This window comes from Nitrosomonas sp. Nm34, from assembly GCF_900113925.1.
Taxonomy (GTDB): Bacteria; Pseudomonadota; Gammaproteobacteria; order Burkholderiales; family Nitrosomonadaceae; genus Nitrosomonas.
Genome location: NZ_FORD01000001.1, coordinates 59,242 through 85,112, shown reverse-complemented (window position 1 = coordinate 85,112; position 25,871 = coordinate 59,242). Strand labels below are relative to the sequence as shown.

General features: G+C 49.8%; 17 protein-coding genes. 14 read left to right on the top strand and 3 right to left on the bottom strand.

The genetic code is table 11. From position 1 onward, the window contains the following. The first annotated feature begins 451 nt into the window (after window positions 1-451). Together BM283_RS00380 and BM283_RS00375 are read left to right on the top strand one after the other, a co-directional pair. Window positions 452-1,474: a ketopantoate reductase family protein gene (locus tag BM283_RS00380; protein ID WP_090687677.1), complete on the top strand. Its 1,023-nt coding sequence runs from the start codon at window positions 452-454 to the stop codon at window positions 1,472-1,474. 23 nt (window positions 1,475-1,497) lie between these two features. Beyond that, entirely contained in the window at window positions 1,498-2,643 is a 1,146-nt protein-coding gene (locus BM283_RS00375) for an AI-2E family transporter (protein ID WP_090687674.1), read from the top strand. 6 nt (window positions 2,644-2,649) lie between these two features. Here BM283_RS00375 and BM283_RS00370 read toward each other — a convergent pair whose 3' ends face one another. The 3 genes from BM283_RS00370 to BM283_RS00360 all read right to left on the bottom strand — a co-directional run bounded on the left by BM283_RS00370 (window position 2,650) and on the right by BM283_RS00360 (window position 4,930). Further along, window positions 2,650-3,333, bottom strand: coding sequence for a hypothetical protein (locus BM283_RS00370; RefSeq protein ID WP_090687671.1), 684 nt, complete (start codon window positions 3,331-3,333; stop codon window positions 2,650-2,652). A 193-nt stretch (window positions 3,334-3,526) separates the two neighbouring features. Then, the gene (locus BM283_RS00365; protein WP_090687669.1) at window positions 3,527-3,793 is read right to left on the bottom strand and encodes a hypothetical protein; all 267 of its coding nucleotides are present in this window, start codon (window positions 3,791-3,793) and stop codon (window positions 3,527-3,529) included. A 267-nt stretch (window positions 3,794-4,060) separates the two neighbouring features. Then, entirely contained in the window at window positions 4,061-4,930 is an 870-nt protein-coding gene (locus BM283_RS00360; RefSeq protein WP_175491983.1) for a glycerophosphodiester phosphodiesterase, read from the bottom strand. Between the two features lie 333 nt (window positions 4,931-5,263). Here BM283_RS00360 and BM283_RS00355 point away from each other — a divergent pair, with 333 nt between their 5' ends. The 12 genes from BM283_RS00355 to pgm all read left to right on the top strand — a co-directional run bounded on the left by BM283_RS00355 (window position 5,264) and on the right by pgm (window position 25,865). Next, a complete protein-coding gene (locus BM283_RS00355) occupies window positions 5,264-5,893 on the top strand; it encodes a hypothetical protein (protein ID WP_254776056.1) in 630 nt (209 codons plus the stop codon). A gap of 262 nt (window positions 5,894-6,155) precedes the next feature. Further along, entirely contained in the window at window positions 6,156-8,552 is a 2,397-nt protein-coding gene (locus BM283_RS00350; RefSeq protein WP_090687661.1) for a phosphoketolase family protein, read from the top strand. An 11-nt stretch (window positions 8,553-8,563) separates the two neighbouring features. Next, window positions 8,564-9,301 (top strand): LOG family protein, encoded by a 738-nt coding sequence (locus BM283_RS00345; RefSeq protein ID WP_090687658.1) that lies wholly within the window; start codon window positions 8,564-8,566, stop codon window positions 9,299-9,301. 126 nt (window positions 9,302-9,427) lie between these two features. Then, on the top strand, window positions 9,428-11,944 hold the full coding sequence (locus BM283_RS00340; protein WP_090687656.1) for a glycogen/starch/alpha-glucan phosphorylase: 2,517 nt from the start codon (window positions 9,428-9,430) through the stop codon (window positions 11,942-11,944). Window positions 11,945-11,958: 14 nt separating this feature from the next. Then, on the top strand, window positions 11,959-14,127 hold the full coding sequence (gene glgX, locus BM283_RS00335) for a glycogen debranching protein GlgX (RefSeq protein ID WP_217646388.1): 2,169 nt from the start codon (window positions 11,959-11,961) through the stop codon (window positions 14,125-14,127). After that, complete coding sequence (locus tag BM283_RS00330) at window positions 14,124-15,332, top strand: acetate/propionate family kinase (protein ID WP_090687653.1); 1,209 nt, start codon at window positions 14,124-14,126, stop codon at window positions 15,330-15,332. Before glgX ends, BM283_RS00330 begins: the two co-directional genes overlap by 4 nt. Then, on the top strand, window positions 15,316-17,034 hold the full coding sequence (locus BM283_RS00325; protein WP_090687650.1) for a SulP family inorganic anion transporter: 1,719 nt from the start codon (window positions 15,316-15,318) through the stop codon (window positions 17,032-17,034). Before BM283_RS00330 ends, BM283_RS00325 begins: the two co-directional genes overlap by 17 nt. Before the next feature lie 32 nt (window positions 17,035-17,066). Next, complete coding sequence (gene ppk2 / locus BM283_RS00320; protein ID WP_090687647.1) at window positions 17,067-17,915, top strand: polyphosphate kinase 2; 849 nt, start codon at window positions 17,067-17,069, stop codon at window positions 17,913-17,915. Between the two features lie 143 nt (window positions 17,916-18,058). Beyond that, window positions 18,059-19,240, top strand: coding sequence for an efflux RND transporter periplasmic adaptor subunit (locus BM283_RS00315; RefSeq protein WP_090687643.1), 1,182 nt, complete (start codon window positions 18,059-18,061; stop codon window positions 19,238-19,240). Between the two features lie 12 nt (window positions 19,241-19,252). Next, window positions 19,253-22,489 (top strand): efflux RND transporter permease subunit, encoded by a 3,237-nt coding sequence (locus BM283_RS00310; protein WP_090687640.1) that lies wholly within the window; start codon window positions 19,253-19,255, stop codon window positions 22,487-22,489. After that, a complete protein-coding gene (locus BM283_RS00305; protein ID WP_090687638.1) occupies window positions 22,490-23,950 on the top strand; it encodes an efflux transporter outer membrane subunit in 1,461 nt (486 codons plus the stop codon). It begins immediately after the preceding gene. 271 nt (window positions 23,951-24,221) lie between these two features. Continuing rightward, window positions 24,222-25,865 (top strand): phosphoglucomutase (alpha-D-glucose-1,6-bisphosphate-dependent), encoded by a 1,644-nt coding sequence (gene pgm / locus BM283_RS00300; protein WP_090687636.1) that lies wholly within the window; start codon window positions 24,222-24,224, stop codon window positions 25,863-25,865. Window positions 25,866-25,871: the final 6 nt, after the last annotated feature.

Here is a 25,871-nt window from a genome sequence, read left to right as displayed (position 1 = left end):
AAAATGCTATGCCTAAAAAAGTAATTAATTTAAATGACTTATGATTGAGGGATATTTCTTAAATAAGAACAAGCGGTTGAATCCGAGTACCTTTAATTGCTGAGGAAAGATTTACCTAAAACACAAAATGCATCCCACCTTTTGATAGACTGCATAGCTTAAATTAACGATTTTTTGATCACTATCAATAATAATCAATGCCTACGTATTTGCGCGTATTTCATTAATTGGCAGATTGCGCTAGTTTTAAAAAAACTGGATTAATTTGAAATTGGCTTGGCAAAACTAAAAAATTAACCACTTAGGATAAATAAATTTAGCTACGATGAGCATGAGAACAGCTCTTATCTATATATCTAAACTAGTGGATTTTAGTTTGAATTATTTTGTGTATCTTGTGTGCAATTTATCGTAAATTTTATTTTCTGAATCTATATTTATAATAAAGTTAATGAATTTACTTAATAAACCCATTCATATCTTAGGGGCTGGAGGTATTGGTGCCGCAGTTGGATGGGCCTTGTCACGAGAGGGATATACCGTAGTATTGGTTGACAGCCATCCTAACAAAATAATCGAAGGTAAAAAGAATGGGGTAACAGTAGTTGGAATAGGAACACAAGCTGTACCTTTCATGGCTTTTAATGAGTGGGTTGCGCCAAATGAAGGCTTTATTTTGCTCTGCACCAAAACCTATAACAATCCAGAAGTACTCGCACGACTGCCTGATGATGCTTTTCTGGTACCGATTCAGAATGGCTTTGATGCGGAGCTAGAACGGCGCAATCATGCTTGCGAAGGGATTGCTTCTTTTGTGTCCGAATGTCTGCGCGATCGTGCCGAAACTCGAATTACAAGGCCGGGTACCCTCCACATTGGGACACGTCGATCTGTCACTGCTAGGGAATGGGATGAAATCGCATCATTGGCTAAAGCACTGGGGAAAGCTAAATTATTTCCTGTTGAATTGGTTAAAGATATTCAACCATATAAAGCGACCAAGCTTATGTACAATGCCGCTATTTCTCCGCTTGCGGCTGTAGCTGGCCTCGATAATGGCGCATTATTGACTGATCAGTTAGCTAAAAAGCTATTTTTTGGTATGCTGCGCGAAAATTATGCCATTCTCAAGCATGGGCACATTAAACTTGCTCGCATTGGGCCATTTCATCCTGATACCGTTTCCCACATTCTACGCATGACCGCTTTAAGTAAATTGATGGCCATGTTTTTCCGACCATCACTACGCGGTACCTATTGTTCAATGGCGCCAGATATTTCAGCCCATTGCTGTTGCACGGAAATAGAGGCCTATAATGGTTATCTGGTCCGGCTAGCGGGGGACTTCCCCTGTCCGCTAAACCGTGCTGTCTTAGCGCTTTTTGAGCAGGTCGCCTCTGAAGGTTTGAAACCCCATCGAAAATTATTACAGTATTTGGCAGATAGTTTACCTGAAGATATTTTATCTGATTAAAACACTCAAGGAGGGAACTCATAATGACTTCAAGTTTCGTTCCGCCCCCCCACGATGATTTTCCCAGTAAAGTAGCGGAAACTGATTTGTCCAGTAAAGTAGCGGAAATAGCTATACGGCTGGGAGTGCTGGCAGTTGTGCTGATATGGTGTTTCCAAATATTGCAGCCGTTCATTATCCCACTGGTGTGGGGAATCATTATTGCAGTAGCGATTCATCCTCTTTATCTTAAGTTGCGCAATTTACTTGGCGACCAGCGAGTAATCGCGGCAATTCTGCTTATCACTGTGTTGTTGGCGCTGTTAATGGTGCCTACTGTCATGTTGACAAACTTATTAGTACACAATGTGGTAACGCTGGCGGAGCAATTTCTCCATGGGCAATTCACTATCCCGCCGACACCGGAAGCTATCAGGAATTGGCCTCTTGTTGGTGAGCCCATCGCGAAAATGTGGGATCTTGCCTCAACGAATTTGATCGAAGCCTTGAAGCTGGTGCAACCTCAACTCAGAGCAGCCGGTATCTGGTTGATCAATGCTGCTGCTAGTGCAGGTATGGGGATCATCATATTCATTGCTGCGTTTGTGATTGCTGGTGTCTTATTGGCTTATTCCGAGGGCAGTTATCAGCTCGCCCATCGTATATCCAGGCGATTAGTAGGGGAACGCGGCGATGACTTCGCCAATCTGGCGGAAGCTACGATTCGCAGTGTCGCTCGCGGCGTATTGGGTGTCGCTGTTATTCAAGCATTGTTGGCAGGCCTCGGTTTTATCTTTGCCGGTGTGCCCGCTGCTGGGATATGGGCGTTATTGTGCCTGATCTTGGCCGTAGTACAGATCGGGGTAGGGATCATTGTTGTTCCAGCGATCATCTACGTTTTCGTAACCGGTGATACGCTTACCGCGGTGATATTCCTAATTTGGAATGTGATGATTATGTTATTGGATAATGTGTTAAAACCGTTACTGCTGGGACGTGGTGTCGGTGTGCCTATGGCAGTGATCTTTTTGGGGGCTATCGGCGGCCTGCTGATGTCTGGTATTGTCGGATTGTTCGTCGGCGCTATCGTCCTTGCGTTGGGTTACAAGCTGTTTCAGGTCTGGTTGAATATGGGAACATTATCCTCCGCTAGATCTGTACAGCAAAGCAGCCCGGAATCATCATCTTAGAAAACGCTATGATTGAGCCGGTGGGAAAACCGTATTTGGTTTATTCTTGAGGTTTGTTAGCAAAATATACGTGCTGACCAGCAGCACCCATAATGGAAATGCCAACGGTGTCCAGTAAAAATATCCAGTGCTAAGTAACAGCAGCAGCGCCATTGCATAGCCGAGAAGCGCAATCCACTGCGGGAAAATTTTGGTGCGGACTGCAACTGTACAGATTGAGATCATAAACACTCCCGCCATTTTCACGGCATAGACATTGACGATTTGATATACCACAGTGCGTCCAAATGTGTAAATGCCCGATTCGATGAACTTGCCAGGTGTTATGTTGTAGCTGATCAGGATACCTGCCGCAACTGCTCCAGAAACAAATAGCATGGCTAGAAACAGCAGGCCGCTGCCGAGGAATACGGTCGCGAAAAAGCGGTCTTCATAAACTCCAATTCGATCTCGCAGTACGCCGATGAACCATAAAAAGGCAATGCCCGCGAATGGCAGTAGATATAATGCAAGATTGACGGCCTTCCAGCCACCTGCCAGCCATGCTCCGGCATCATGCGGATCTGCTGGCACCGAAACTCGAAAAAGAACGAGGCTAGTAATATACAATATGGAAAACAAAATACCAGCAACGGCGGCTGCGCGCGGGGTCTTTAAACGATTATCAGTGAGGGTTTTTTCTTGCTCCATGATTTAACTCTAGGAAGCATATTGCAATAGCTGACCTTCGCAGGTGGAAGGTCAGCGTAGGTTTTAGCGAGTACAATTTTTAGAATCGCGCTTTCTCTTTAACCAATGCTTAAATCTGAGAGCTGAATATTACAGTTAGTAAGCCAACCTTCGCTTTGCCTTCATGGATTAACTGACTAAGTATTCCTTGCTGTTAATATTTGATTTCCCGTCCTTTTTCACGCGCATCCTGCTTGGTTTCTCGCTTATCCTGCCGACATTCTGGTCGGGTCTTTTCATCTCCCGCGCGGCATTCCGCTTTGGTTTCTCTTGCTCCCTGACGTCCCTCTTGTCTTATTTCTCTTGCGTCCCGACGTTGCTCGCCTTGTTCGGTTGCGTAACTTATCGTCGGTGCTATCAATAATGCTGATGCAATTGATAAACTTAATGCAACAAGCTGAAAACCAGTTTTTCGATTCATATTCTTGCTCCTTGTATATGAGATAAATTTCACACTAGCTGTCCAGATAAACTACTAGTCCTCGCTATATCGGAATCCGCAAATAATCTTCAGCAAACTTCCAAATATAAATCTCTATTCGATCTGTTCATCGAGCATAAAAAAATAAATACCTTTTTGTTAAACTTTGACACTTTAAAAGGCTATCGAAAAATCGTGATTAAAAACATACGTGCAAACACGTATATGATAAGTTTGGAGGCATTATGGGTTATATTGACCCATTATTCATCGTTCAAGAAAATCAATAAGCTCTTTGGGATTGTCAGTGATAATGCCATCCACGCCCTTATCAATCATTGATTGCCAATCTTCTTTCGTATTGGGCGTCCACGGGATCACGTGGCCTCCCATTTTATGAATCTCTGCTACATCTTGAGCCGTTAGCCATTCATAATTGGGCGAAAGAATTTGTGCTTGATAGGATTTCATTAACTTTACCAAAGCGCCTGCTCCTGCTGGCTTATCTTCAATTAAAATAGAAAGCGGTAGCTTAGGTTCTAATTGGCGTGCGACTTTTAACGTGCGTAAATCAAAGGATTGTAAAATCACTCGATACATGAGGTTGTGTTTTTTCACAACCGCCAACACAAGCTTTACAAATTGCTCGGGTGAAGGCGAATATTCAGGGTGAGCTTCTTCACTTTTTATTTCAATATTGAAATGCACTTTTTTCGCGGTGTGAAGCTTTGATTGCTCAACCATTTGAAATACCTCTTCGAGGGTTGGAATAGGGGTTTTTGGTTGAGCGACTTGCTGAGGAAAGCTGGGGTTGACCAGGGAACCGCAGTCATAAGCTTTTAACTCCTTCAGTGTCAGTGAACGAATGAGAATCTGGGTGGTAAGTTTCTTTCCTTGAGGATCCAGGCAAATATCCGGGTTTAATGCCGCATCATGATGAACGACGACTTGTTCATCTTTGGTGATGAGGGTGTCTAATTCCAAGGTGTCCACGCCCACTTGCAGCGCATACTCAAAGGCTGGGAGCGTATTTTCTGGTCGCATCCACCGAGCACCTCGATGTCCCTGTACTTCAAGTGCATAGGCAGACTCAAGAAATGAAATTAAAAAAGCACCCATCAGTAATCCTCTTTTCATCTGAGTCTCCATTATTAATCAGATCCGCGAAAGCTCCTGCTGATTTCAAAATTGGAGGCGGGATGTAATTGGTCATCGCTTTCAGTACATAATCTACTGATTTGAAGTATAGATTAAGTTAGAAAACGATTTATTGACCGCTTATCAATAAAGCTTATTTCTACGTATTTGCGTATATTTATATTTGTTTATTCTCTGTTTTTCGATATCTTATTAATAAATAGGTAGGAAAGCATTGAGTTTAACATTTGCTTAGCTTGCCTGGAACAATCAAAATTGTCCCAATGATTATAATTCCATTGATACATTGGATCAGCAGAAGATCAAGAATCAATGAATAATAATAAGGAACGAAGCGCTATGATCCAGAAAATGGTTAAAATAATTTATCTAGGCGCAGCATTGGCTTATTTGCTTACAGCCTGTTCAACCACCCAGACAATGACAAATTCGCTTAGGACTCCGACTGAGCAATTATTGATCAGTGAGGCGGTGATGCGCAGTCTTTCCAAGCGACCCGAATCGGCTTTGCCTATTCCGCGGGGTGCAAGTGTCAAGCTTGATATTTCCGGAATAAGTCTGGATAAAGATTTTATACTAGGCGTTGTTGCTGGATGGTTGGGGCAGCAAGGATACAGGGTTCAAAGAAGTGCAGAAAATGCTATCTACCGTATTAACATAGTGATAAATTCCTTGGGAACTGAATTGGGGAATACTTTCGTTGGAGTCCCTGCAATTCAAGCTTCTTTAATACCGATTTCACTGCCTGAATTAGCGATCTATAAGGCTGAATACCAGACAGGATACGCAAATTTCTATTTTGATATTTTTGAGTTGCCATCTAATCGATTTGTTGCATCATCTTCACCGTTTATTGCTGACACTTTCTTCAATGCATACACTGCATTATTTGTATTCACTCATAAAAGCACAGATCTGGTTTCTCCTCCGCCTCTTCGTTAATAAAATTGCCCCGTAAGCCAAATAAAATAGCAGCCACCCAAATAAAAAACAACTCTCTCATCATCACGAGACAGCTGGTTCGCCACCCTTTAGGTGAGTATCTTATTGATTGATTCATAGCTCCATTCTCTTGAAGAGCGGAGTCTCCAGTAAACTTGGGGACTTCAGTTATTCCTACGTGTTTACACGTATTTTTTTTGCAAGGATATTTAGATAGGATTTCCATAATATCCCTTCGCTCTATAAAAAAGGAGTTCTGATGATGAACTACACCGCACAAAAGCCTGCAACTAGCAGCAATCCACTCAGTGCAGAAGAGTTGCGCGCGATGAATGCCTGGTGGCGTGCCTGCAACTATCTTTCGGTAGGCATGATTTATCTGCGAGACAATCCCTTACTCAAGGAACCACTCAAGATCGAGCATGTCAAGCATCGACTGCTTGGACATTGGGGTGCGAGTCCGGCGCTATCGTTTGTCTGGTTGCACCTCAATCGAGTCATCAAGCGCGACGATCTCGACATGATTTTTATGGCCGGGCCTGGACATGGGGCGCCGGGCGTGATCGGGCCGACTTATCTGGAAGGGACTTATTCCGAGGTTTATCCCGACAAGAGCGAAGACACGGATGGGTTGCGCAAGTTCTTCAAACAATTTTCCTTTCCTGGCCAAATCGGTTCACACGTGACGCCTGAAACTCCTGGTTCCATTCACGAGGGGGGCGAATTGGGTTATAGCCTATCCCATGCCTATGGCGCCTGCCTGGACAATCCTGACCTCATCGTTGCCTGCGTAGTGGGTGATGGCGAGGCTGAGACGGGCCCCCTTGCTACTGCCTGGCATTCGAACAAGTTTATCAACCCGACCCGTGACGGTGCAGTACTGCCCATTCTGAATCTCAATGGCTATAAAATCGCTAATCCGACCATCCTCGCACGCATCGATCCTGAGCGGCTGGCAGCCCTTTTCCGCGGTTATGGGTATACGCCCTATTTTGTCGAAGGGGATGATCCCGATTCCATGCACCAGACAATGGCGCAGACGCTCGATACGGTTATCGCCGAGATTCGCGCTATCCAGAAGTCAGCGCGTGACAGTGGTAAGGCTGAGCTGCCGAGCTGGCCCATGATCGTCTTGCGTACACCCAAGGGCTGGACTGGGCCCAAAGAGATCAATGGTCATAAGGCTGAAGGCTCCTGGCGTTCGCATCAGGTACCCTTCTCCGATGTGCGCACTAATCCCGCGCATTTAAAGCTGCTGGAAGATTGGCTGAAGAGTTATAAGGCTGAGGAGCTATTCGACGCAAACGGACAGCTTATGCCAGAACTGCGTGCGCTTGCTCCCCAGGGACATCGACGCATGAGCGCCAACCTACATGCCAACGGTGGTCTGCTACGCAAAGATCTGAAACTGCCGGATTTCCGTAACTATGCAGTCGAAGTCAAGGAGGCTGGTAAAGTACTGTATGAAAACACCAAACCACTTGGAGAGTTTTTGCGCGATGTGATGCGCAATAACATGACTAATTTTCGTGTATTCGGCCCCGATGAGACCGCATCCAACCGCCTGCAGTCGATCTACGAGGTAAGCAAGAAGGTCTGGATGGCAGAATTGTTGCCTGAGGATGCGGATGGTGGTGAATTGTCCCGCGATGGACGCGTAATGGAAATGCTTTCCGAGCACACGCTGATTGGCTGGCTGGAAGGTTATCTTCTTACCGGCCGACACGGTTTTTTCCATACGTATGAAGCTTTCGCTCATGTCATCGATTCTATGTTCAATCAGCACGCTAAATGGCTGGATATTTCCAAGAACCATGTCCCTTGGCGCGCACCGGTGTCGTCAGAGAACATTCTACTATCCTCCACCGTCTGGCGTCAGGATCATAACGGCTTTTCACACCAGGATCCCGGTTTCATCGATCTGGTGACGAACAAGAGTCCAAGTGTTACCCGCATTTATCTCCCGCCCGATGCAAATACCCTGCTGGTCATTGCAGATCAGTGCTTGCGCTCAACCGATTGCATCAATGTCATTGTTGCCGACAAGCAGAAGCATTTGCAATTTACCACCATTGATGAGGCGATTGTACATTGCGCCAAGGGTATCGGTATTTGGCGCCGTGCCAGTAACGATGAAGGGGTGGAGCCGGATGTGGTGATGGCGTCCTGTGGAGACGTGGCTACTCAGGAGGCGCTTGCCGCGACGGCCTTGTTGCGCGAGCATCTTCCTGATCTGAAAGTACGCTTTGTCAACGTGGTGGATCTCTACAAAATGCAACCGATAACTGAACACCCATGTGGTTCAACCGATCGTGAATTTGATAGTCTTTTTACGACCGACAAACCAGTGATTTTTAATTTTCACGGTTATCCCTGGTTGATTCACAAACTCGCTTACCGTTTTAAGAACCACGAAAATCTGCACGTGCGCGGTTATAAAGAGCGTGGCAACATCAATACCCCGCTAGAACTCGCGATCTTGAATCAGACCGACCGTTTTACACTCGTGATCGATGTTATCGATCGGGTTCCCGGGCTTGCCGCCAGGGCGGCGCATCTGAAGGAGCAGATGAAAAATCAGATCATCCTCAATCTGGCCTATGCGCATGAGCATGGGGCTGACAAGGATGAGTTCACTAACTGGGTATGGCCTTATTGAGGCGAAGTAACATGAGTAAGCAATCTTCCTCATCCATTACAGAATCGACCACTGTCAGCCTGGCTGACGAGGAGGCGGTGAAGCGTATCCTGGTTGAGACGATTTTTGGTCTCTGGGCGGCGGTAAACAATCTCACGCGCTTGCGTCCTTCCAGGCGCGAGCGCTATCGCGTCACGATTTTTGGCTCGGCCCGCACTCAACCTGGTCACTGGGTATATAAAGAGGTTGAGCGCATGGCAGAGGCACTCGCAGCCATGGGCTGCGATATTGTGACAGGTGGGGGGCCAGGTTTGATGCAGGCGGCCAACGAAGGTGCGGAAGCAGCCAAAGCCCCGGAGCGAGTACATAACATTGGCATTCGTGTGAAGCTGCCGTTTGAACAGGAGGTCAATCCATTCGTTGCGGAGGCTTTCGAGCATCAGACATTCTTTACCCGCTTGCAACACTTCGTCTTACTGTCCGACGCTTATATTGTCGCACCGGGTGGTATTGGCACGGTGCTTGAGTCGACGATGATTTGGCAATTGTTACAGGTGAGGCATCTGCATGATACGCCGCTGATTTTTACTGGTCCAATGTGGCAAGGACTGGTCGATTGGGCGACGAAGATGATGTTGCGTCCAGGATTCGAATTGGCTAACGCCAAAGACATGAAGATACCGTGCTGCGTAGATACCGCTGATGAGGCAATTGCCATCGTCCGAGAACATCATGCACACTGGCTAGCGGAGAACGCTGAAAGGAGGTAGGGCTGTCAAAAATTGGACACTGCAGTAGTCGAATGAATACATGCTGATTGAGAAGAATTTTGTAGCGCAATGAGAATGGCCGGAAGCGGATAAAGCTCAGAATAACTTTGAAAGGAATCAACTATTATGGACAGTAAAACTTCCCCGAAGCAAGCAGAAACTACCGCGCCGGGCGACACAAAAGGTTTTGCAGAGTTGGAGGTGCGCACGGGTATGCAGGCTGCTGCACTCAAACAAGCCGTGATTGATCACTTGCACTATTCCATCGGTCATCCGCCTGTAGCTACGAAATTACATGATTATTACTATGCGCTCGCGCTGGCAGTGCGTGATCGCATGCAGCACCGCTGGCTGAACACCATACAAACTAATTTCGATCTCAAACGTAAGATCGTCTGCTATCTCTCAGCAGAATTCCTTATGGGGCCGCATCTGGGCAATAACCTGCTGAATCTCGGTATCGAACAAGAAGCCCAGGCTGCGCTGGCTGAACTTGGCCAGGATCTCGATTCCGTCCTGGAGTGTGAAGAGGAACCAGGTTTAGGTAATGGCGGTTTGGGGAGACTCGCTGCCTGTTATCTCGATTCGTTAGCAACGCTGCAACGTCCGGCTGTTGGCTTTGGTATCCGTTATGAATTTGGTATCTTTGACCAGGAGATTCATGATGGCTGGCAAACGGAGATAACAGACAAATGGTTGCGCTATGGCAATCCTTGGGAAATTGCAAAACCAGAAGTTGCTTGCTATGTCAATTGGGGTGGGCACACCGAACATTACCGTGATGAAGCAGGTAGCGATCGCGTGCGCTGGGTGCCGTACCGAGTGGTAAAGGGCACCGCCTTCGACACACCGATACAAGGCTATGGTGTTAATAACTGCAACACTTTGCGGTTATGGAGTGCTGAGGCGGTGGAATCTTTCGACTTCCAAGCTTTCAATACGGGTGATTACTACCAGGCGGTTGAGGACAAAGTAGTGTCCGAAACAGTAACTAAAGTGCTGTATCCTAACGATGAGCCGCAGATCGGCAAGCACTTGCGCCTGGGTCAGCAATATTTCTTCGTTTCCTGTTCGCTGCAGAATTTGCTTCAAATCCTGGAGCTTGCAGACGTGACCGTGGAGAATTTTGCAGAACGCTATGCTGTGCAACTCAACGACACGCATCCGTCCATCGGGGTAGCTGAACTGATGCGCCTGCTGGTGGATGAACGACGATTGGGCTGGGATAAGGCTTGGGCTATCACCGTACAGACCTTTGGTTACACGAACCACACGCTGTTACCCGAGGCATTAGAGACTTGGCCATTGCCGATGTTCCAGACATTGCTGCCGCGCCATCTGGAAATCATCTACGAAATTAACCGTCGTTTTCTCGAGGAGGTACGTGCGCGTTTTCCGGGCGATGAAGCACGGGTGGCAAGAATGTCCTTGATCGGCGAAGCGGGTGAAAAGTGTATACGCATGGCGCACCTTGCCGCTGTCGGCAGCCATGCTATTAACGGGGTGGCAGCACTACACTCTGATTTACTCAAGGCAAGTGTATTGAAGGATTTTTACGAGATGTGGCCCGAACGCTTCAGCAATAAAACGAATGGCGTCACACCACGCCGCTTCCTGGCACTCGCTAACCCAGGATTGCGCGCCTTGCTCAATGAGACACTCGGTGGGCAATGGCCGGTGGAGGTGGGGTGGTTGCACGAACTCGAAGCCAAGGCCGATGATGCCGCATTCCGGAGCAAGTGGCGTGCGATCAAAGAAGCCAATAAAAAGCGCTTAGCTGACTACATACGAGCACATACCGACATCGAGCTTGATCCCACTTGGTTGTTTGACATTCAGGTCAAGCGCATCCATGAGTACAAGCGACAGCATTTGAACGTGTTGCATATCGTCACGCTTTATCGTCGCCTGAAAGAGAATCCAGGGCTCAACATTTCCCCGCGCGCTTTTATTTTTGGTGGTAAAGCCGCGCCCGGCTATTTTATGGCCAAGCGTATCATTAAGCTCATCAATGCTGTGGCTGAGACGGTCAACGCTGATCCGGATGTGAATACGCGCATGAAGGTAGCTTTTGTGCCCAACTTTAATGTCCAGAACGCTCAGCTCATCTATCCGGCTGCCGATCTGTCAGAACAGATTTCCACTGCCGGTAAAGAAGCTTCCGGCACTGGCAACATGAAATTTATGCTCAACGGTGCACTCACCATTGGCACGCTTGATGGGGCTAACGTGGAAATACGCGAGGAGGTCGGAGCAGAGAATTTTTTCCTGTTTGGCCTGACTGCCGAGGAGGTCGAGCGTCTTAAGCGCGAAGGGTATCACCCAACTGACTACATTGCCAACAATCCTGAATTGCGTGCAGTGCTGGAACTTATCAACAGTGGGTACTTTTCCCGCGGTGATGCCGAAGTATTTCGCCCGGTAGTCGACAACCTGACCTATTCCGATCCGTTCCTGGTGCTGGCTGATTATGCCGCCTATATCGCGTGCCAAGAGCGGGTAAGTGCGGCATGGCAGGACAAGGAAAACTGGACACGCATGTCCATTCTTAATACCGCACGCAGTGGCAAATTCTCCTCCGATCGCGCTATCCGCGAATACTGTGACGAAATCTGGAATGTACAACCTGTAACCGTAAAATGATAGGGTAGGTTGCCATGTTGCCACAAGATAAAGCAAGCAACCAAGGGGAAGGCGGTGCAGGCAATGCCAATTTGACCTTGATGACCGGCCGTAAGGTTGCGCCACCCTTTATGGTCCTGCCAGGAAGCCGGTTTCCGCCGGGTGCAACTGTCAGTGCAGAAGGGGTGAATTTCTGTATCTTCAGTCGACATGCAAAGCGGGCGGAGCTGCTGCTGTATGCCGCTGCGGATAGTTCAACACCATTTCAGATGATTCTTCTCGATCCGGAACTTAACCACAGTTTCTTTTTCTGGCATGTGTTTGTCAAGGATTTGCCAGTCGGGACGTATTACACCTGGCGTATGGATGGTCCCAACGATACTGCCGCGACTGGACGGCGTTTCTACCCCGATATAGAATTGCTGGATCCTTGGGCAAAAGCAGTGAGTGATACGCTATGGAAGCGCCAACCTGCCTGCGGTGAGCAGGACAGTCTCTCGAAAAGTCTGCGTGCCATTGTTATCGAGCCGCTTCCAGGAACGGCAACGGGTGCAATGCCGTGCTGGAGGGAGCCCGACTTAGAAGGCGCAGTAATTTATGAGCTGCACGTGGGTGGTTTTACCCGTCATCCTTCCGCCGCAGTGGTTCATCCAGGTACTTTCACTGCCCTCAAGGAAAAAATTCCCTATCTACAGTCACTCGGGATCACTCACGTCGAGTTCCTGCCAGTGATGGCCTTCGACACGCAGGATGTTCAGCCTGGCGTGGCAGCTCGTGGGTTATGCAATTATTGGGGTTACAGCACGCACAGTTTCTGGGCGCCACATCCTGGCTATTGTCTCGATCCAGTGCGCGCCACTTGGGAGTTCCGTGATTTGGTCGATGCATTGCATGCTGCTAACATCCGTGTATTGTTGGATGTGGTGTTCAATCACACAGCAGAGGATGGAGAAACTGGACCGGTGATTAATTTCCGGGGGCTTGCCAATGACATTTTTTACCATCTTGATGCCAGTGATCGGCGTCGCTACCTTGATTTTACTGGCTGTGGCAACACTGTGAATTGTAACCATCCGATGGTGACAAGATTTATTGTACATTGTCTGGAATACTGGGTGGAAATACTCGGGGTAGACGGATTTCGCTTTGATCTTGCCAGCATTTTTGCACGCGGTGACAATGGTTTACCGCTGGCCAATCCACCTTTGCCCTGGGCGATCGAGTCCTCGCATATACTTTCCCGAGTGCCGTTGATCGCCGAGGCATGGGATGCAGCCGGTTTATATCATGTGGGTGCTTTTCCGGGCATGGCCTGGTCGGAATGGAACGGTCAATACCGGGATGTGATGCGGCGCTTCGTACGCGGGGATCCTGGCCTCGTGGGTGAAGTCGCGACCCGTATTTCTGGCAGTGCCGATCTTTACGCGCGCGACGAGCGTAAGCCGACCAACAGCATCAATTTCATTACTTGCCACGATGGCTTTACCCTTTACGATCTGGTGAGCTACAACAGCAAGCATAACGAAGCCAACGGAGAGGACAATCGCGATGGCAACAACGACAATATGAGCTGGAACTGCGGTGTCGAAGGCGAGAGCGATAATCCGGCAGTACTCAAGCTGCGTTGGCAGCAGGCGAAAAATCTACTGACCATTCTCATGGTCTCGCGTGGTGCACCTATGCTGTTAGCCGGCGATGAAGTGCTGCGTACTCAACATGGTAACAATAACGCTTATTGTCAGAACAATGATCTCAGCTGGTTCGATTGGCGATTGACAGAGCGCAACGCTGATATGCTGCGTTACACACGTGAATTGATTGCGCTGCGCCGGCGCCATCCCAGCTTGACCAGTAACCGCTTCTTTACTGGCTCACTGGTGCCCGGCCGCGATAGGATTGATATTACTTGGCATGGAGCAAGGCTCAACGAGCCCCTCTGGCGTGATGCGCAAGCGCGTATCCTCGCTTTTACCATTGCTGGTCAGCGTGAAGACGAAGAGGACCTGCACGTCGTGCTGAATATGTCGGACCAGCCATTGGGTGCCCCTTTGCCATCCTTGCGTTCCGGATGCTGGCATCTGGCAATTGACACTGCTCAACCAGCGCCTGCGGATATCTTTGTGCGTGAGAATCAGATGCCAGTGGGCGGAGAATTCTATCCAGTCGGTTCGCGTAGCGTGGTCGTGCTTGAGGCACGGGCATGAGCAACAGTATCATTCTGGTCGTCAATGCCGGTTCATCCAGCCTGAAATTTTCGGTGTTTCGCGTAAATGGCGCTGAGAATTTACCGTTGGTAATCCGCGGGCAGATGGAGGGTATCGGTACTAGCCCGTGTTTAAAGGCAAGAGATGCGACAGGAACACTGCTGGTTGAATCTGATCTTACCACTTCGGAAGCAGCTACAGTAGGAGACGCCCTCACACTCGTCGGTGCCTGGCTGCGCGAGCGTTTGCAACATGAGTCGCTATTCGCCGTGGGGCATCGTGTAGTACATGGCGGTACTCAATTTTCCCATCCTGTGCTGGTTGATCGCGAGGTATTGATGGCGCTGGAGCAGTTGATTCCGCTTGCTCCTTTGCATCAACCTCATAATCTGGCGGCGATCCGCGCAATCGGCGAAAGGCAACCGCAGATACCGCAGGTGGCTTGTTTCGATACGGCATTTCACCGCACCCACCCGCAGATTGCTGATCTTTATGCATTGCCTTGGAAATATTATGAATCCGGGGTGAGACACTATGGTTTCCACGGCCTGTCATATGAATATATCGCGCTCACATTGCCGAAGATGGCTCCTGAGATTGCTAATGGACGGGCGATCGTGGCCCATCTTGGCAGTGGCGCAAGCTTATGTGCTCTGCAAGCAGGCAAAAGTATTGATTCGACTATGGGGTTTTCGCCGCTTGATGGCGTGCCGATGGGGACGCGCCCCGGTGCGCTGGATCCAGGCGTATTGCTGCATCTCGTCAATCAGTGTGGTTTGTCAGGTATCGAACTGGAAAAGCTGTTATATAAAGAGTCAGGGCTGCTGGGGTTGTCTGGCATTAGCAACGATATGCGTATGCTGCTAGAAAGTCATGAGTCACGCGCGCAATTGGCTGTGGAGTATTTCGTGCATTACACCGCCAAACAGATCGGTGCGCTTGCTGCGGTGCTCGGCGGAGTGGATGGCATCGTGTTTACAGCCGGGATTGGCGAGCATTCGCCAGTGATTCGTGCGCGTATCCTGCAAGCTTGCGCCTGGTTGGGCGTGTCGCTCGATACTGTTGCCAATGAGCGCGGTGATTCGTGCATCTCATCAACGGGTAGCAAGGTCTCAGCCTGGGTGGTCCCTACCAATGAAGAACTGATGATCGCGCGCCATACGCTGGCACTGATAAACAGTCGAAAGGATGGACATGTTGAGTGACTGGATACCTCTGCTGCGCGATCTACGCCAATATCGCAAGGAATGGCTAACGCGTGATGTGGTCGCTGGGCTCTCGGTCACGGCAGTACAAGTACCCACAGCGATCGCCTATGCCAATTTGGCAGGTTTTCCGCCTGAGGTCGGTCTCTATGCGAGCATACTGCCGGTGCTGATCTATGCTTTGTTTGGTTCGTCGCGACAACTCATGATCGGGCCAGATGCGGCTACTTGTGCGATGATTGCTGCCTTGCTGCTGCCGATGGCGGGCGGCGATTTGAATTATTATTTGAAGCTCTCGGCTGGCATGGCGCTCACGGCAGGCTTGCTGATGGTTTTGGGTGGCATGACCCGTATGGGTTTTATCGTGAATTTCTTCTCGCGCCCGATTTTGATCGGTTTCCTCAACGGCATTGCGCTCAGCATCATTGCCGGACAACTGGGCAAGTTGCTCGGCATCGCGGTGGCAAACCGGGATTTTGGACCGTCACTGGTGGAACTGGCTGGACGCCTCGGTGAGATGGATGGCTATAGTTTGGGTGTAGGGTGCGCTACGTTAGTGCTGCTGGTTCTGATCCAACACTATCTCCCCCGTGCGCCAGCGGCATTGATTGCACTGCTGGTCGCCGGCCTGGCCGTATTTCTGTTCGGGTCAGATATGGACTCGGTCAAATTGGTCGGTGACGTTCCCTCCGGCTTGCCGTCGTTCTCGTTTCCGGGGCTGGGTTATGAAGGTGTGCAGGGCATTTTCATCAGTGCAGTCGGTCTGGTTATCGTCTGCTTCACGAGCGGCATGCTCACTGCGCGGAGCTTTGCTGCGCGCAATGGCTATGGTATCAATGCCGATCAGGAGATGCGCGCGATCGGCTTTGCTAACATGGCATCGGGACTGTGCGGCGGATTTGCGGTCACCGGGGCTGACTCACGCACGGCAGTCAATGAGGCAAGCGGCGGTAAGACTCAACTGGTATCGGTGGTCGCTGCACTGGCTACAGCCGGGGTCGTGCTATTCTTAACACAACCGCTGGGGCACCTACCTATCCCTGCTCTAGCTGCTGTGCTGATTTTTTCTGCCTGGGGTCTGTTGGATATTGCTGGTATACGTCGCTTGCGCGTGATCGATCACTTCGAGTTCAGCTTGTCCCTGCTGACGACTGTTGGTGTGCTCGCCATTGGTGTGCTGCCGGGTGTGGTGCTCGCGATCACGCTGGCGCTACTCAATGTGTTTATCAAGATTTATCGACCGGCAGATACACTGCTGGGTATTGTCCCTGGCGTGGCTGGCTACAATGACCTCAGTCTGTCGGATAATGCCCGGCCGGTGCCTGGCATGATAATTTACCGTTTCGATGCGCCATTGCTATTTTTTAATGCCGATTATTTCAAGGCACGGGTGCTGTCATTGATAGACAGTGCTGAATCCAAGCCACGCTGGTTCGTGCTCAACGCTGAATCCATCAGCCAACTTGACATTACCGGCGCACAGGCTGTCGATGATCTGGCCACCGAGCTGCAGAACCGTGGTGTGCGCCTAGCCGTTGCGCGACCGAAGCTGTATATGCGTAAGTACGGACAACCAATGGGGCTGGGTAAGAAGATTGGTGCAGAAAATATTTTCTATTCTGTCCATTCTGCAGTTGAAACTATTCTGGCAAGAGAAGCGCAAGCGTATAACAGTGTCCACGGGGTTCGAAATAACCGGTAACAGGCAACCATCACTAAAAGGGGTGATTAAGCATGAAAAAAGCACATACTCATGAATCTTCAGAACAACGTACGGACATACCTCGCCAGAAATCTAGCAAGAACAAACTCAAAAGCAAGGATTATGAAAAAGCTCTACTCAATTTGCAGGCGAAACTTTGTTCTGTGCAGGATTGGGTCATCGCTACAGGACAACGCATCATTCTCGTGTTTGAGGGGCGCGATGCGGCAGGCAAAGGCGGTACCATCAAGGCGATTACTGAACGTGTGAGTCCGCGCGTATTCAGGGTGGTCGCTTTGCCAGCCCCCTCCGACCGCGAGAAATCGCAGATGTATATCCAGCGCTATATGGCGCATTTTCCCGCGGCAGGTGAGATTGTCATTTTTGATCGCAGTTGGTACAACCGCGCCGGTGTCGAGCATGTGATGGGTTTCTGTACCGAAGCCCAGCATCGTCGTTTTCTGGAACTGTGCCCATTCTTCGAGAAGCAAATTGTGGATAATGGCATCTATCTGCTCAAGTATTGGCTGGAGGTCAGTGATGAAGAACAGGAGCGCCGCTTTCATGCACGCATAGATGATCCTGTGCGTCAGTGGAAACTGTCTCCGATGGATTTGCCTTCGCGTGAGCGCTGGTATGACTATTCACGCGCGCGTGATGAGATGTTGGCAGCTACTGACACCGATTTTGCACCTTGGCACATCGTGCGTTCCGACGACAAAAAGTGTGCGCGCCTGAATTTAATTGGTCATCTACTGAAGCAGATCCCTTATGAGCCCATAGCTCATAAGAAAGTTAAATTACCTAAACGCATGACAAAGAACGCCTATGACGATGAAGCAACCATGGTAAATCGGCGTTGGATCCCGGAAATTTACTGAGATCTACGTATTTATACGTATTCTTTTAGTGAGCATATTCTAATAATCTATTTAAACATCATAGATGATTAAAAGAGAGCATCCGGTTTCTGTACATTATTCTGTTCTCGGTGTGCCAAACGGCGATCTCAAGGAGCTTTCTTATGTATGTACGTGTTCTGACTGTTTTTTTTGTTCTCGCTGCCTTCCTCATACAAAGCGGCTGCTCCCAGGACGCATCCGCGCCACAGCAACATCCGGCGCCTGAAGTGACCGTAGTCACTGTGACCCCGCGGGATATTCCCTATACCCCTAGCTTTGTCGCGCAGACTGAAAGTTCGCGTCAGGTGGACATTGTTGCCCGCATTTCGGGTTTTCTCGACCGCATCGCTTACCAGGAAGGTGATCTGGTGAAAGAGGGGCAGCTGTTGTTTCAACTCGATCAAAAACCCTTTAAGGCTGAGTTAGAAGCTGCTCGTGGAGAATTGCAAGCGCAGCAGGCGAGGTTTAAGACAGCTGGCGCTAATCTTAAACGTGTAAAACCGCTTGCTGAACAGAACGCACTTTCACAGGCTGATCTGGATCGAGCACAGGGAGAATTTGATGCAGCAAAGGCTGCCGTGTTCGCAGCAAACGCGAATGTGAAGCAAGCTGAGCTGAACCTTGGCTATACCACCATCCGTGCTCCAGTAACCGGCCTTGCAAGCCGCTCACTCCAGCGTGAAGGTACGTATGTGAATGCGATGGCGGAGACTGCTAAACTCACCTATGTCGCTGCGATTGATCCGATCTGGGTTACTTTCAGTGTTTCACAGAACCAGATGGCTCGCATACGCGAGGAAAGCCAAAAAGGATCGATCATTCGACCTGAGAGCCAGGATTACGAGGTGGAGCTTGTTCTTCCTGATGGAAAACCATTTGCGGAAAGAGGAAGGATTAACTTTGCCGATCCATCGTTCAGTCAGGATACCGGTTCTTTCATGGTGCGTGCGGTGCTGCCAAATCCTAATAGGGAACTCCGTCCAGGCATGTTTGTAACAGCATACGTAAAAGGTGGATTGCGGCCAGATGCAATCGTAGTACCACAGCTTTCGGTGCAGCAGGGGTCGAATGGTCACATCGTATATGTGATTAAGCCGGACGGTACAGCAGAAGTGCGGCCGGTAGTGGTGGGGGACTACGAGGGCGAAAAAGACATAGTGATCCTGAGCGGACTCCAGGCCGGCGACCAGCTTGTGGTAGAAGGCATGCTCAAGGTGGTCCCTGGTCAACCGGTTAAGATCGTAGAGCCAGCAGCGGGGAATGATAAAACAGCAGCCAAACCTGATGTAGTCGCACAGGAATAGGCGGACAATCTCATGTTTACTCACTTTTTTATCGATCGGCCGATTCTCTCAGCCGTTATTTCGATCCTGATCGTGCTTGCGGGCGCGGTGTCAATGTCCGTTTCACCCATCGAGCAGTATCCTGACATGGCGCCTCCGCAGGTTACGATCGACGCGCGCTACCCTGGCGCTACCGCCGAGGTGATCGCGAACAACGTGGCAGCGCCCATTGAGGCGCAGCTGAACGGGTTGGACAATTTACTCTATTTCTATTCAACCAGTTCCTCCAGCGGGAATGTTCAAATTACCGTGGTGTTCAATCAGGGCAGCAATTCAGATATCAATCAGGTCAATGTACAGAACCGCCTGAGTCAAGCGATGCCTCAGTTACCTCAGGTGGTGGTCGAGCAGGGAATTACGGTAGACAAGAAATCGCCTAGCATCATGATGGTGGTTTCCGTTTACTCACCTGATGAGCGCTATGATACTGCCTATATCGCTAACTATACCAATCTTTATGTGCTCGATGAATTGAAACGTGTTCCCGGGGCGAATCGTGCGAAGACATTTGGTCTGCCCGATATCGCGATGCGCGTATGGTTACGACCCGACCGCATGGCTCAACTCGGTATCACAGTGAACGAGGTGAGTAACGCGATCAAGAGCCAGAACCAGACCTTCGGTATCGGTCAACTCGGCGCTCCCCCAGCGCCGCCTTCAGTGGAGCAGCAGTATGTCGTAACTGCGCAGGGATTACTCATTAAACCAGAGGAATTTGAGAATATTATCGTCCGGACTGCAAAAGAAGGTTCCGCTATCGTCCGGATCAAGGATATTGGGCGAGTCGAACTGTCCCAACGGGACTACTCTATGCCCAGCCGCATGAACGGCAAGACTGCCACAACTATTGGTGTCTATCAGCAGCCAGGTGCGAACGCAGTTGAAACTGCGGAGGGTGTGCGCAAAAAGATGGAAGAATTGAAAGCAAAATTCCCCACTGGCCTGGATTACAAGATTGTACTCGATACGAGCCAGTTCACGCTTTACTCAATTGACAAGGTGGTGCATACCTTCTTCGAAGCGGTAGTGCTGGTAGTGCTGGTGGTATTTGTCTTTCTGCAATCGTTGCGGGCGACTGTCATTCCCATCCTGGCAGTACCGGTATCTATCGTGGGCACCTTTGTCGGCATGTATCTGTTCGGGTTTTCAGTCAACATGCTCACCATGTTCGGTATGATTCTGGCAATCGGCCTGGTGGTGGATGATGCCATCGTAGTGGTCGAGAATGTCGAGACAAATATCACTAAGAAAGGGCTCACGCCATTGGCTGCCGCAAAGGCAGCGATGACAGAAATTGCAGGAGCGCTGATCTCGATCGTGCTCGTACTGCTTGCCGTTTTCTTGCCAGTTGCATTTCTCGGTGGGATGACTGGGCTGCTATATAAGCAGTTTGCGATTACCATTGCCATCTCGATGGTGATCTCGGGTATTATGGCGCTGACCTTGTCGCCAGCATTGGCAGCAATCATTATTAAAGCACATCACGGCAAGAAGAATCGATTCTTCCAGGCGTTCGAAAATGGGTTTGCCTCTCTCCAGCGTGGGTTTCTGGGGGGTGTTGCCCGTGTCATACAATTATGGCCGGTTTCACTCATTATGTTCGGCGCTGTGGTGATTGGCATTCTGGTGATGTTTCGTATCCTGCCGGCAAGCTTTGTGCCCGATGAGGATCAGGGTTATTTCTTTGTGCTCGCGCAGGTTTCTGATACGGCGAGTATGAATGTCACCAGCCGCTTCAGCCAGGAACTGGAGCAGATTTTGCTCGGGGATCCTGCGGTACAGGATGTCGGTACGGTGAACGGTTACAGTTTCGTTGATAGTCAGCAGAACAATAGTGCTGCGCTCATGTTTGCTCTGTTGAAACCTTTTGAAGAGCGCAAGGATCCAAGTCTGCTGTCGTTCGATACCCTGAAGCGACTCAATGCGCAATTTGCGACACTCAAGGACGGTAAGGCCTTCGCTGTTAATCCCCCCTCGATCCCCGGACTGGGTACGACTGGAGGTTTCGAGTTTTACATTCAGAATCGTGGATCAGGTGATCCACGCGCGACGGATGCAGCCCTCAAAGCATTTCTTGCAAAAGTGCGTGAGCGCGAGGAATTGCAGGGAGTGAACACAACGTTCAGTGCGAACAGCCAGCAGCTCTTCGTCGATCTCGATCGCAATAAAGCCGAAGTGCTGGGTGTGCACGTGGCCGATGTCTTCAACACGATGCAGGCTTACTTTGGTTCCCAGGTGGCTGGACAGTTCGCACAGTTCAGCCGTGTATGGTTTGTTATCATTCAGGCAGACGCGAACTACCGGGCAAACCCGGAGGATTTCAATAAAGTGTTCGTGCGCTCATCCAGTGGTGCTAACGTCCCGCTGTCGGCGCTGATTACGACGCGCTATATTGTTTCACCGAAGCTTGTGACGCGCTTCAACGCTTTCCCGGCAGTTAAGATTACGGGCAGCCAGGCTCCAGGCTATAGCTCAGGAGATGCTATCCGGGTGATGGAAGAAGTGGCGCGCGAAACATTGCCTGGTGATTTTGCTTATTCCTGGGCAGGGCAAGCATTAGAAGAAAAAGGCGCGGGTGGTACTTCTTCATCGGCTTTCATCTTTGGCCTCATCGTGGTGTTTTTGCTTCTCGCCGCACAGTTTGAGAAGTGGACACTTCCTGTTGCAGTGGTGCTTACAGTTCCTTTCGCGGTATTGGGCGCACTGCTGCTGACCTGGTTGCTAGGACTCGAGAACGACGTTTATTTTCAGGTTGGTCTGGTGACGCTGGTCGGCTTGTCTGCAAAAAATGCGATTCTGATCTGTGAGTTTGCCATCGAACGCGTCCGGCACGGTATGCCGGCACGAGAGGCCGCTATTGAGGCCGCCGGGCTTCGCTTGCGTGCGATTGTCATGACATCTTTTGCATTTATTCTCGGTTGTGTGCCGCTTGCGATCGCCACCGGACCCGGCGCAAACAGCCTGCGTGCAATCGGCACCGGGGTGATTGGAGGAATGCTCGCTTCTACATTGATTGCAATTTTCTTCGTACCGCTGTTTTTCTGGTTACTGGAATCAATGAGCGCAAAGTTTGCCAGCAAAAAAAAGGTCCACAATAGGCAAGAAACCCGCGATATGCAAGATGACAAGGATGAGCGTGTCCCTGAGCCAATCCCTACTCCTGCTCATGTTTCGGAAGATGAACCGCCTGTCAAACGGGAGGATAAATAAATGAACTACATCATTCTTCCTTTGTTCGCGGTCACGCTTCTTAGCGCATGTGCGGTAGGACCTGATTATCGGCGCCCAATAATTGAGACGCCAGAGAAATGGCGGGTTGATTATCCGCAAGCAGCGGAAGTGACGAATGTCGGATGGTGGACCCAATTTGGTGATCCAGCGCTTAATACACTGATCGAAACGGCGTTGAATGAAAACCGCGATATCCAGGCGGCGGCAGCTCGGGTGGATCAGTTCATCGGCGCGCTGCAAGCTACCCGCGCACAGTTCTTTCCGCAGATCGGCTATAGCGCGAGTATAAGCCGTAACCGTGCTACGGAAAAACTAGCCGTTCTTCCACCCGGTCACGACCCTTACTTTTCACTTTACCGCGGGGCACTCAATGCGTCCTGGCAGATCGACCTGTTCGGACGTATTCGGCGCCAGAGTGAGGCGGCCCAGGCACAAATATTCGCGAGCGAGCAGGGTCGCAGGGGGGTAATTCTTTCGGTTGTCACCAGTGTGGCGGCAAGTTACATCGGCCTGCGTGCGCTTGACCGACAGCTTGAGATTGCCCGCGCCAGCGCAGCGAACTATGCGGAGACGATGAGGATTTTTGACCTCCGTTATCAATGGGGGGTTGTGTCACAGACGGAACTCTCCCAGATACAATCGCAATATCAGCTTGCACTTGCCACCATTCCGGGTATCGAGCAACAGATTGTTGCGCAGGAGAATCTTATCTCAATTTTACTTGGCCGTAACCCTGAAACGATTCCGCGCGGCAGTACCATCGATGAACTGATTGCTCCGACAGTTCCACCTGATTTGCCTTCAACGCTGCTCGAGCGTCGGCCCGATATTCTGGAGGCGGAACAAAATCTCGTTGCCACCAATGCCAATATAGGAGTAGCCAGGTCATTATACTATCCGACCATCACACTCACGGGCCTGCTTGGCTCGGTAAGCACTGCATTCGGTAATTTTCTCACGGGACCAGCCAGCACCTGGACAGTCGCTGCCGGGCTTGTAGGGCCGATTTTTACTTTTGGTGCCATCACGGGACAGGTGAGAACCGCCGAAGCGATTCAGCGCGAAGCGATCGCTTTTTATCAGGCGACCATTCTCAACGCTTTCCGTGAGATGAATGATGCACTCATTGGTGCAGTCAAGAAACGGGAGGAAGCAGAGGCTCAGGCAAAACGTGTCATGGCGCTTAAGGAATATGCTCGCCTTTCTCGAAAGAAGTTCGATAATGGTTATGCGAGTTATCTTGAGGTACTTTATGCGGAGAATCTACTTTTCGATGTAGAGCTTGCTGCAGTGCGCTCGAAGGCCGATCGTTACAACGAGCTCGTGAACGTTTACAAGGCAACGGGGGGGGGGTGGGTTGATGAGGCTGAGCAATTTTCGCCGAAACCCCAGCTAAAGGGGGTGCAACCGGTGCTCGAAGGAAATTTATTGTCCCCATAGAGGATAGGTTTAATAACATTAGTGATAGAAATTATGGAATTGAGAGGATACTTACCCATTTTATGCCAAATAAATTGTGGAATTTTGGTTTATTAATGCCTATGACAATAAATTTTAATATCAATCGATTAAATTTTTAAAGAAAAAGGCTATTTATCTTTCTATATATTGTGAATTTTCCAGTTACTATACGATAACGCAATATGCGTACAGCATCCAAAAGATGATTTTATACAGCTTTTAGATAGAACATGATCAAAGGAGACGAGTTATGACGATTTCACCAGCTGCAGGTAAGCCGGCTACAAAAGAGATGCTCATCGATTTATCAAGACTTGAGCGTGAGTATTATGAGCGCCGGCCTGATCTGGTGGATAGCACCCAGTTAGTCCATTTTGGTACAAGCGGACATCGCGGTTCGTCACTGCATGGATCATTTACTGAAGCGCACGTTCTAGCGATCACGCAGGCTATTTGTGATTACCGGCAAGGTCAAGGTATCGACGGCCCGCTCTACATGGCGAAGGATACGCATGCCTTGTCGGGCCCGGCTCAGCGTACCGCGCTCGAGGTACTGGCAGCCAACGGCGTCACGACAATCATCCAGAAAAACGATGGGGTCACCCCGACTCCGGTGATTTCACGGGCAATTCTCGTTTATAACCGGGATCGTAGAGAACATTTCGCTGATGGTATTGGGATTACTCCCTCGCACAATCCGCCAGAAGATGGCGGTATCAAGTACAATCCACCCAACGGGGGACCTGCTGACGTTGAGGTGACAAAATGGATCGAGCAGAGGGCGAATGCATTATTGCGTCAAGGCAATGTCAGTGCCAAACGGATAACTTATGCATCCGCTATGCAGGCGAGCACAACGTATCAGGATGACTTTGTGATGCCGTATGTCAACGATCTGCGCAATGTGGTCGATATGGATGCTATCCGTGCTGCTGGCCTTAAGTTGGCGGCCGATCCGCTCGGTGGTGCGGCTGAACCTTACTGGGAACCCATCAATACTGTTTATCACCTGGACATTGATGTGGTCAATCCGACGATTGATCCCACGTTTTCTTTTATGACGGTCGATCACGATGGCAAGATTCGGATGGATCCTTCCAGCTCATACGCCATGGCACGGCTCGTGGATCTCAAAGACCGATATCGCATTGCCTTTGCCAACGACCCAGATGCTGACCGGCATGGTGTAGTGGTTCCGTCGGTGGGATTGATAAATGCTAACCACTACCAGGCGGTAGCGATTCGTTACTTACTGACGCATAGAAAATGGTCTGACCAGGTGGCTGTGGGCAAGACACTGGTCAGCAGCAGTATGATTGATCGAGTGGTTAATATGCTGGGTTATGAGTTGTATGAGACGCCGGTGGGTTTTAAATGGTTTGTTCCCGGGTTACTCAACGGCTCACTCTGTTTCGGAGGTGAAGAAAGCGCCGGAGCGAGTTTTCTGCGGCATGATGGCACAGTATGGACCACGGACAAGGATGGCCTGATCATGGATTTGCTGGCGGCTGAGATGACTGCCCGCACGAGCAAGGACCCGGGCGAACATTATGATGAGCTGCAGGCCGAATTCGGCAAACTGTACTACATGCGCATCGACGCTCCTGCGACGCCCGAACAAAAGGTAAAGCTGGCAAAACTGTCACCTGATGCGGTTGCAGCGCCCAAGCTTGCGGGTGATCTCATTAGAACGAAGCTGACTGCTGCACCCGGTAACAATGCTCCTATCGGTGGACTCAAGGTGATGACTGACAACGGTTGGTTTGCAGCTCGTCCCTCCGGTACTGAGAATATTTACAAAATCTATGCAGAAAGCTTTAAGGACGAAAATCATTTAAGAACAATCCTGCAAGAGGCTCAGAAAATCGTGAGCGATGCAGTCAGTATTGCATAGAAATTT

What these genes read in the sequence shown, in the direction of transcription:
- BM283_RS00310 (WP_090687640.1), top strand. Translation starts at nt 19,253, where the DNA reads ATGTTTACTCACTTTTTTATCGATCGGCCGATTCTCTCAGCCGTTATT.
- BM283_RS00350 (WP_090687661.1), top strand. Translation starts at nt 6,156, where the DNA reads ATGAACTACACCGCACAAAAGCCTGCAACTAGCAGCAATCCACTCAGT.
- glgX (WP_217646388.1), top strand. Translation starts at nt 11,959, where the DNA reads ATGTTGCCACAAGATAAAGCAAGCAACCAAGGGGAAGGCGGTGCAGGC.
- BM283_RS00380 (WP_090687677.1), top strand. Translation starts at nt 452, where the DNA reads ATGAATTTACTTAATAAACCCATTCATATCTTAGGGGCTGGAGGTATT.
- BM283_RS00375 (WP_090687674.1), top strand. Translation starts at nt 1,498, where the DNA reads ATGACTTCAAGTTTCGTTCCGCCCCCCCACGATGATTTTCCCAGTAAA.
- BM283_RS00340 (WP_090687656.1), top strand. Translation starts at nt 9,428, where the DNA reads ATGGACAGTAAAACTTCCCCGAAGCAAGCAGAAACTACCGCGCCGGGC.
- BM283_RS00370 (WP_090687671.1), bottom strand. Translation starts at nt 3,333, where the DNA reads ATGGAGCAAGAAAAAACCCTCACTGATAATCGTTTAAAGACCCCGCGC.
- BM283_RS00355 (WP_254776056.1), top strand. Translation starts at nt 5,264, where the DNA reads ATGAATAATAATAAGGAACGAAGCGCTATGATCCAGAAAATGGTTAAA.
- pgm (WP_090687636.1), top strand. Translation starts at nt 24,222, where the DNA reads ATGACGATTTCACCAGCTGCAGGTAAGCCGGCTACAAAAGAGATGCTC.
- BM283_RS00345 (WP_090687658.1), top strand. Translation starts at nt 8,564, where the DNA reads ATGAGTAAGCAATCTTCCTCATCCATTACAGAATCGACCACTGTCAGC.
- BM283_RS00315 (WP_090687643.1), top strand. Translation starts at nt 18,059, where the DNA reads ATGTATGTACGTGTTCTGACTGTTTTTTTTGTTCTCGCTGCCTTCCTC.
- BM283_RS00365 (WP_090687669.1), bottom strand. Translation starts at nt 3,793, where the DNA reads ATGAATCGAAAAACTGGTTTTCAGCTTGTTGCATTAAGTTTATCAATT.
- ppk2 (WP_090687647.1), top strand. Translation starts at nt 17,067, where the DNA reads ATGAAAAAAGCACATACTCATGAATCTTCAGAACAACGTACGGACATA.
- BM283_RS00325 (WP_090687650.1), top strand. Translation starts at nt 15,316, where the DNA reads ATGGACATGTTGAGTGACTGGATACCTCTGCTGCGCGATCTACGCCAA.
- BM283_RS00305 (WP_090687638.1), top strand. Translation starts at nt 22,490, where the DNA reads ATGAACTACATCATTCTTCCTTTGTTCGCGGTCACGCTTCTTAGCGCA.
- BM283_RS00330 (WP_090687653.1), top strand. Translation starts at nt 14,124, where the DNA reads ATGAGCAACAGTATCATTCTGGTCGTCAATGCCGGTTCATCCAGCCTG.
- BM283_RS00360 (WP_175491983.1), bottom strand. Translation starts at nt 4,930, where the DNA reads ATGAAAAGAGGATTACTGATGGGTGCTTTTTTAATTTCATTTCTTGAG.